This is a genomic window from Brevibacterium permense, assembly GCF_013280495.1.
In the GTDB taxonomy this organism is placed as follows: Bacteria; Actinomycetota; Actinomycetes; order Actinomycetales; family Brevibacteriaceae; genus Brevibacterium; species Brevibacterium permense.
Genome location: NZ_JABSSX010000034.1, coordinates 1 through 1,574 on the forward strand (window position 1 = coordinate 1; position 1,574 = coordinate 1,574).

2 protein-coding genes are annotated in these 1,574 nt (G+C 57.9%); both read right to left on the bottom strand.

Annotation, left to right across the window (positions count from 1 at the left end):
- Positions 1-34: 34 nt before the first annotated feature.
- On the bottom strand, positions 35-901 hold the full coding sequence (locus tag HK353_RS16765; RefSeq protein WP_342589975.1) for an IS3 family transposase: 867 nt from the start codon (positions 899-901) through the stop codon (positions 35-37).
- Positions 902-909: 8 nt separating this feature from the next.
- Complete coding sequence (locus tag HK353_RS16770; protein WP_173158018.1) at positions 910-1,479, bottom strand: transposase; 570 nt, start codon at positions 1,477-1,479, stop codon at positions 910-912.
- Positions 1,480-1,574: the final 95 nt, after the last annotated feature.

Genomic DNA, 1,574 nt, shown 5'->3' on the forward strand with positions numbered 1-1,574 from the left:
TGGAGTGGTCCCCAATAGTTGGACTGCTGTGAGGTCAGCATAGAGCGGTTACGGCCTCTGTGGCATTGGCGGTCTTGGTCCGATACTCCATCGGGGCAAGACCGCCAAGTCGTGTCGAGATCCTCTCAAAGTTATACCAGTGAATGTACTCATCGATCGCGGTCTCGAGGTCCTCGACCGTTTCGAATTTCTGCAGATAGAACATCTCGGTTTTCAACTGCCCGAAGAAGTTCTCCGCCATCGCGTTATCCCAGCAGTTTCCCTTCCGCGACATCGACGGTGTGGCACCGTGTTTGGTCAGGATCGCCGCCCACGACACGTGCTGGTACTGAAACCCCTGGTCCGTGTGCACCAATGGTTTCTGACTGGGCCGAAGCCCCTGACACGCATTCGTCAGTGACTTGTTCGTCAACGCCGTGTTCGGTGACGTCGACATCGAGTACGACACCACACTGGTATCGAAGAGATCGATGACCGGTGACAGATACAGTTTCTGATCCGCCACAGCGAATTCGGTGACGTCAGAGACCCATTTCTCATTTGGTTCCTCAGCGGTGAACTCCCGGTTGAGGACGTTGCCGGCAACACGGCCGATCGTGCCACGGTGGGAGTTATACCGCTTCCTGCGCACCTTGGTCTTGATGTTCATGTCCTGCATCAACCGCAGCACTGTCTTCTTCGCGATCGTGATGCCTTCTTTGACCAAGACTGCCCAGATCTTGCGGTGCCCGTAGCATTCGCGGCTGTCGGTGAAGATCTCCCGGATCCGGGGCCTGATCTGCTCGTATGGGTCAGGTTTCTGATCGAAGCGTTTCTGGTGATAGAAAAACGTCGACCGTGCCAGGCCCGCAATGCTCAGCAGCAGTGACAGTGGGTAGTTCGCCTTGAGACTGGCAACTATGCGTGCTTTTACAGCTGCCCGTTCTGCCTCAAGGCCTTCAGTTTTTTTAAGTACGCGTTCTCCGCTTCCGCCCGCAACAGCCGGTCTTGCAGCTGCCGGTACTCCGCCAGACTGATGTCCTCGGCACGGGTCTTCTTCGCCATCAGGTCCGGCTTAGACGGGGCCGGATCAGAATCCGGGTCCTGACCGCTGTCAATGGCGCGCATCCGGGCTGTTGTGCCCTTGCCTGATGCCGGGGGCGAGGTGAATGCCTGATCGCCCTTGTCCCGGTATTCCTTGACCCAGTCGAGGATCGGACGCGACGATGCCAGGCCGAGTTCCTTGGCGAGTTCGACTTTGTGTTCGCCGTCGAGGTATCGCTTCGCGGTCGCGATCTTCTGCTCTGCTGGTATGCGGCGGCGCTGGTGCGGTTCCATGACCGACATTGTTCCACGCACCAGCCACCGGTCGTGGAGAAGTTTGAGTGTGGGCTTGTGGACATCGAGCTTCGTGGCTGCCGCGGCGTAGCCGTGCCCTTGGTCGAAGAGTTCGATCGCGGCCTTGGCTTGGTCGTTGGTGATCAGACAGTCCTGACGCATGGAATGGTCCCTTCAAGTTGGTTTGTGTTGATCACAGTCCAACTTTCGGGGACCACTCCAGCGCGAGGTTGCTGGGCCGCCGTCAGGTAGCAATT

What these genes read in the sequence shown, in the direction of transcription:
- HK353_RS16770 (WP_173158018.1), bottom strand. Translation starts at nt 1,479, where the DNA reads ATGCGTCAGGACTGTCTGATCACCAACGACCAAGCCAAGGCCGCGATC.